At 49.3% G+C, this 6,550-nt stretch carries 5 protein-coding genes; all 5 read left to right on the forward strand.

Annotated elements, in window-relative coordinates; translation table 11 throughout:
* Nucleotides 1-202: 202 nt before the first annotated feature.
* The 5 genes from VF685_RS13230 to VF685_RS13250 all read left to right on the forward strand — a co-directional run bounded on the left by VF685_RS13230 (nt 203) and on the right by VF685_RS13250 (nt 6,479).
* Nucleotides 203-1,441, forward strand: a complete 1,239-nt coding sequence (locus tag VF685_RS13230; RefSeq protein WP_242911964.1) for a L,D-transpeptidase family protein — start codon at nt 203-205, stop codon at nt 1,439-1,441.
* Nucleotides 1,442-1,610: 169 nt separating this feature from the next.
* Complete coding sequence (locus VF685_RS13235; protein WP_005176460.1) at nt 1,611-2,303, forward strand: pirin family protein; 693 nt, start codon at nt 1,611-1,613, stop codon at nt 2,301-2,303.
* Nucleotides 2,304-2,613: 310 nt separating this feature from the next.
* Nucleotides 2,614-3,732: an ABC transporter ATP-binding protein gene (locus VF685_RS13240; RefSeq protein WP_242911963.1), complete on the forward strand. Its 1,119-nt coding sequence runs from the start codon at nt 2,614-2,616 to the stop codon at nt 3,730-3,732.
* Nucleotides 3,733-3,756: 24 nt separating this feature from the next.
* Nucleotides 3,757-4,770, forward strand: a complete 1,014-nt coding sequence (locus VF685_RS13245) for an extracellular solute-binding protein (RefSeq protein ID WP_016659966.1) — start codon at nt 3,757-3,759, stop codon at nt 4,768-4,770.
* An 80-nt stretch (nt 4,771-4,850) separates the two neighbouring features.
* Nucleotides 4,851-6,479: an ABC transporter permease gene (locus VF685_RS13250; RefSeq protein WP_127798926.1), complete on the forward strand. Its 1,629-nt coding sequence runs from the start codon at nt 4,851-4,853 to the stop codon at nt 6,477-6,479.
* The last annotated feature ends 71 nt before the right edge of the window (nt 6,480-6,550 follow it).

Consider the following 6,550-nt stretch of genomic DNA (forward strand, 5'->3'; position numbering starts at 1 on the left):
ACTTTCCTAACTTCGACTGAATCTTGCATCCATCATATCAAAAAGGCAGAAATTTTAATAACTTCTTTAGTCCTTTAAAAATGCCGGACTGTAAAAGATAAAAGTGATATTTACACAAAACAGATACTGCATCTCCTCATTTTTTCTGTAATACTTGTGTAGTTTTTAAAATGTAAATGAATAATTCTTAAGGTTGACTTACATGTTCGTTCGCACAGTACTCGCAATGAGTTTAAGTTGCATGTTTGCTGGTACAGCCCTGGCTGCAACCACTGCTGAACAGCCGTTGAATCCTCAATTGATTAGCGATACAGCGGTTGAAGATCCGATTGATCCGCTTGCAACAGACGCATCAGCGGCAGTCGTACCTTCAGAAGTTGAAACGCAAATTACGCAACAAGAAGAACAAGATTTAAACAAGGCTTCAGCGACCCTTGAAGACCTGCAAAATGCCGAAGATACCCAGGCTGATATCGGCAGCGCACCGACAACTGCTGCGCCTGCAACGACTTCAGCCAGCACAGCGCCAGCCAAAGCCTCCTGGACTTTAGATGGCCTGAACAATGCCAGCTGGTATGAAAATATTGGCAAAGGCCAGTTCCCGGTCTATGCGCGCGCGCATGTGATGCTCAATAATGCTCATGCTTCTCCGGGTGCGATTGATGGAACCAGCGGTAAAAATACCCTGAAAGCGATTGCCTCTTTCCAGCAGATGAACGGGATTAAACCGACCGGTGTGCTAACGCAGGAAACCTGGGATGCTTTAATTGCCCGTCAGGGTTCAAAACCGGTTTTCGTGGAATACACCATTACTGAAGATGACCTGAAAGGTCCGTATGTGAAATCAATTCCGGGCGATTATGCACTGCAAGCCAAAATGAAAGGCCTGCACTACACCAGCGTCACTGAAATGCTGGGTGAAAAGTTCCATATGGATGAGAACTTCCTGAAAAAGCTCAATCCAAATGCCAACTTTAACAAAGCCGGTCAAAAACTGATTGTGGCCAATGTGCGTAATGACCTGCCGGAAGATATCCACCTGATTGTGGCGCACAAAGGCGCTAAGCAGCTGTATCTATTTAACAGCCGCAACCAGATGATCGCATCATTCCCGGCCAGTATTGGGAATACCAACACCCCTTCACCAACCGGGACTTATAAAGTGACTGGTGTGGCACCAAACCCGTGGTACAGCTACTCGCCAAGTAACTTTATCCAGGGCAAAAACATGAAGCCACTGTCCTTACCACCAGGTCCAAACGGTCCAGTGGGGAATATCTGGATTGGTCTGAGCAAAAAATCCTTTGGTATTCACGGTACGCCAAACCCGTCGATGATTTCTAAATCCTATTCGCATGGCTGTATCCGTCTGACCAACTGGGATGCCAACGACCTGGGCCGTAAAGTCCGTTCAGGGGTTACGGTTAAATTCCTCGAATAATCTGCTTATACCCCATAAAAAGCCTGCCGATGCAGGCTTTTTTGATTACGGAGGTTTGAATCTATGACGTTGCGAATCTGGAACGATATGTTGCATTCCATGCCTAGAACAGCCACCAGGTAAAACACTAAGATAGCCTCAAGCTCAAAAAGAATTAGAGGATTATCTGATGAACGCCTACTTACATCGTAGTGAAGAACGTGGTCATGTTAAAGCCGGCTGGTTAGACACCAAACACAGCTTTTCATTTGGCAGCTGGTACAACCCGAAATACATGGGTGTGAGTGTGCTTCGTGTGATTAATGATGACCGGATTGCTGCCCACAATGGTTTTGGTACCCATCCGCATGACAACATGGAAATTTTAACCTGTGTACTGGATGGCACCATTTCACATAAAGACAGCATGGGCAATGAACGGCATATCAGTGCGGGTGAATGGCAGCTGATGAGCGCCGGAACCGGGGTTCAGCACAGTGAAATCAACCAGGGCGATGTACCAGTGCATATGCTGCAAATCTGGATTCATCCAAATGTGCGTGATGCAGAGCCAAATTATCAGCAAATTAAACTCGACCCACGTGAACAGCCGAACCAATGGCACCTGATTGTTGGCCCGAACGAACAGGCTCCAATGCATATTCGCCAGCAGGCTGAAGTGAAAACCGCGGTACTTGAAGCCGGCCAAAGCCTAAACGTACAGGCGACCCAGCAGCTCAACTATGTGCATGTGATTCGTGGTGAAGTGCAGATTGGTGAACATACGGTTAAAGCTGGTGATGCACTGTTATTCGCGGAACATGCGGATATTCAGGCAACCGAAGAAAGCCAGATGATCTGGTTTGACTTACCGGGCAAATAAACCCGTCCTTCTCTCCCAAGGGCCATGATGATTTTGGCCCAATAGCCGCTCCATTGAGCGGCTATTTTTATGTCTTAAAGCCGGCCTTGATTGACTTTTACCTGAGTGTGAACAGTCTGTTTAAGCTGCACCCTTTGCAGCAACTCAAATACCATTTATGAAAATAAATTGAAGAAAATCGGCCGATTGCCTGCAACCCGATAAAACCAGCAAAAACTGAAACTATTTACATTCTCATTGGTAAAAACACTCTACATGAGAAAAATTCTCAGTTATGATAACTGCATAAAAATCATCTTGTGAATTGACCATGAATGCTTATACTGCAGCTCAGGCCAATGTCTTGACCATTCGGCAACTGAGCAAACAATTCGGCTCTCGTTTTGCGGTGCATCAGGCTAGCTGGTCTGCACAGCGCGGACAAATTATCTGCCTGCTGGGCCATTCGGGCTGTGGCAAAACCACCATGTTACGTCTGATTGCCGGATTAGAAACCCCAAGCAGTGGCTCAATCCAGCTTGAACAGCAAATCCTGTGGAACGAACAGCAGCAGATTCCAGCCGAAGCGCGCAATATTGGCCTGGTGTTTCAGGACTATGCCCTGTTTCCGCATTTAAGCGTACTGGACAATGTCATGTTTGGCCTGAAAAAACTGCCCAAAGCACAGCGTCAGGCGGTGGCCGAACAGGCGCTACAGCATGTTTCGATGCAGCATCATCTGCACAGTTATCCCTATACCCTGTCTGGTGGCGAGCAGCAGCGCGTGGCCCTGGCCCGTGCCCTGGCACCTAAACCGCAGGTGCTCTTGATGGATGAACCTTTTTCCAATCTCGATCATCGCCTGCGTGACCAGATCCGGCAAAATACCATCGAAATTCTGAAGCAGACCGGCACCACCACAGTTATTGTTACCCATGATCCGGAAGAGGCGCTGCAAATTGCCGATCAGATTATTTTGATGCATCAGGGTGAAATTATTCAGATCGGTACGCCTAAAGCCCTGTACCGGCAGCCAGCCACCTTATTTGCCGCCCGTTATTTTTCTGCCCTGAATGAAATTCCGGCGCAGCGTGTCGCGCAGCAATTACAGACCTGTTTTGGCGCACATCCCATCAGTGAAGCGCTGGCGCATCACCAAGAGCCAATCCGCTGCTGTTTCCGTCCACATCAGGTGCAGGTGTTTAGCCAGCCGACTACCGGTGCAATCCCGGCGACCGTGCTGTCCTCCAGCTTTATGGGGCATGCCGAACAGCTACGCCTGCAACTGGACCCCGAGACTATTATTCTGGCGCAGGTCAGCCCGGCACAGACCGCTTATCAGGAACAGGTCTATGTGAGCCTCGATCTGCAGCAGTGTTTTTTCTTCGCTCAAGATTCACAGCCGAAAGCCCATACAACCACCACGGCTGAAGTGGCCAACGCTTTTTAAATTGACAATAAGGAATGAAAAACGATGAAAGTAACAATCAAAATTCCACTGCTGGCCAGCGGCCTGCTGGCGCTGAGCGGTCTGGCGCAAGCCGCGCAGGTAAACCTGTATACCACGCGTGAACCGGTGCTGATTCAGCCCTTATTGAAAGAATTTACCGAAAGCAGCGGCATTAAGGTCAATACCGTATTTATTAAAGATGGTCTGCTGGAGCGAGTGAAAGCTGAAGGACGCCGTTCACCGGCCGATGTGATGCTGACCGTCGATTTTGGCAATCTGGTGGATCTGGTCGAAGCGGACCTCACCCAGCGCGTGAATTCCAAAGTATTAAATAATGCCATTCCGGCCAATTTACGTGCAGCCAATGGCCACTGGTATGCCCTGTCAATGCGTGCCCGTGCAGTCTATGCCTCCAAAGAACGTACGCCGCTGAACGCCATTCATTATGAAGATCTGGCCAATCCGCAATGGAAAGGTAAAATCTGTATCCGTTCGGGTAGCCATCCCTACAATACCGCGTTAATTGCCGCCTATATTGCCCATCATGGTGAAAAAGCGGCAGAAACCTGGTTACGCGGCGTTAAAGCCAATCTGGCGCGTCCAGCCAGTGGCGGTGACCGCGATGTGGCGCGCGATATTCTGGGTAAAATCTGTGATATTGGTGTGGCCAATACCTATTATGTGGGCACCATGCGCAATGGCAATGCTGAACAGCAGCGCTGGGGCAATGCCATTAATGTGGTGTTACCGCGCTTTAAAAATGGCGGCACCCATGTCAATGTCTCTGGTGCAGTTGTAGCCAAACATGCGCCAAACCGCAAAGAAGCGGTACAGTTACTGGAGTTCCTGGCCTCAGATCAGGCCCAGGCCATGTATGCACAAAGTGGTTATGAATATCCGGTCAAACCAGGCGTGAAGATTGATCCGATTATCGCCAGTTTCGGCAAGTTAGATATTGATTCACTGCGTTTAAGTGAGATTGCTCGCCATCGTAAGGCAGCCAATCTGCTGGTTGATAAAGTCCAGTTTAATCACTAAACCTGAATCATCAGATAGCGCGGGCAGACTGCTGCTCGTGCTATCAGTCTTGTGTCCATGTCCAGCCTGTTGATCCCCCGATGACCCAGAAAAAATCTCCTGTAACTGCACTTTTTTCACTCAGTGGCCTGTTTACCCTGCTGGCCTGTCTGCCTGTGCTGGCTTTGCTCTGGACGGCCTTACAGGGCAATAGCGAGATTTGGGACCATCTGCTGCAATATGTGATTCCTCCCACCCTGATTGAAACCGGCCTGTTGCTGTTTGGTGTCGGGATTCTGACGATTCTGATTGGTACCGGCAGTGCCTGGCTGGTCACGGCCTATCAATTCCGTGGCCGTGGTTTTCTGGACTGGGCACTGTTACTGCCCTTGGCCGTACCGACCTATATTATTGCCTATAGCTATATTGATATTTTGCATCCGATTGGTCCTGTACAAACCCTGCTGCGGGACTGGCTTCAGCTAGAAATGCAGCAGCTCTGGTTTCCGAATATCCGCTCGCTCTGGGGCGCGATTTTTCTGCTTAGTTTTGTGCTGTATCCCTATGTCTATTTAAGCACCCGTGCCATGTTCCTGATGCAGTCAGCCAGCCTGATTGAAGTAGCGCGCAGTCTGGGATTAAAACCGGAACAGGTATTTTTCCGGGTTGCGATTCCGCTGGCTCGCCCGGCCATTGCGGTTGGTGCCAGTCTGGCCCTGATGGAAACCATCAATGATATTGGTGCCACCGAATTTCTGGGCATTAAAACCCTGACCCTGTCAATTTATTCGACCTGGACCAACCAGTCCGATCTGGCCAGTGCCGCCCAGATTGCAATTTTTATGTTGCTGATCATTAGCCTGCTGGTACTGGTAGAACGGCTGGGGCGACGCAAACAGCGCTATATGAACTCGGCCCAGCGTAGCCGGCTGATGCCCGCCCAGCCAGTGACCGGCGCCAAAGCCTGGCTGCTATTCGGCCTAGGGCTGATTCCGGTGATTATTGGTTTTCTAATTCCGATCAGTCATTTACTGGTCGAATCTTATCAGCGTTTACAATATGCCGGTGTCTCTGAATATCTGCTGCAAGCCTCAATCAATACGCTTACCTTAGCCAGTATTGCCACTTTTGTGACCATGCTGATTGGCTTTATGATTGTGAGTACCGCACGGTTTAGCCGAAGCAGCTGGCTAAGCCGGGTTGCCAGTTTGGGCTATGCCATTCCGGGCACCGTACTGGCCATTGGCCTGATGCTGTCTTTGGGCGCGATTGATCACGCCGTAGCGGATTTTCTGGAATTCCAGCTTGGTCTGGATACCGGCCTGCTGTTTTTAGGCACCAGTTTCACCTTAATTTACGCCTATGCGGTACGCTTTCTAGCCATTTCAATTGGCGGGATTGAATCGGGGTATAACCGGATTCATGGCGTTTTTGATGATGCCGCACGTAATCTGGGCCAGAGCAAAGGCGGGATTCTGACCCGTATCCATTTGCCTTTATTACGTCCTGCACTGATTTCAGCAGCCTTACTGATTTTTGTGGATTGTATGAAAGAGCTGCCGGCCACATTGTTGCTACGTCCGCTGAATATGGAAACCCTGGCCACGCAGTTATATGCCGAAGCCTCACGTGGTACCTATGAAGAAGGCGCAATTGCAGCCTTATTGATTGTTCTGGTCGGACTGATTCCAGTGATTTTACTGGCACGGTTGGGGAAAACTGTACGTTAATCTGAACTAGATGAACTGGCTAAACTCTGCTTCAACATTGAGTGCAAGTTTAGCCTTCTCTCTTTTTATAG

The sequence above is a fragment of the Acinetobacter sp. Brlt_5 genome (genome assembly GCF_051949055.1).
GTDB lineage: Bacteria > Pseudomonadota > Gammaproteobacteria > Pseudomonadales > Moraxellaceae > Acinetobacter > Acinetobacter indicus.

Bases quoted from the DNA above. Each gene is read 5' to 3' on its own strand.
- VF685_RS13230 (WP_242911964.1), top strand. From the start codon at position 203: ATGTTCGTTCGCACAGTACTCGCAATGAGTTTAAGTTGCATGTTTGCT.
- VF685_RS13235 (WP_005176460.1), top strand. From the start codon at position 1,611: ATGAACGCCTACTTACATCGTAGTGAAGAACGTGGTCATGTTAAAGCC.
- VF685_RS13240 (WP_242911963.1), top strand. From the start codon at position 2,614: ATGAATGCTTATACTGCAGCTCAGGCCAATGTCTTGACCATTCGGCAA.
- VF685_RS13245 (WP_016659966.1), top strand. From the start codon at position 3,757: ATGAAAGTAACAATCAAAATTCCACTGCTGGCCAGCGGCCTGCTGGCG.
- VF685_RS13250 (WP_127798926.1), top strand. From the start codon at position 4,851: ATGACCCAGAAAAAATCTCCTGTAACTGCACTTTTTTCACTCAGTGGC.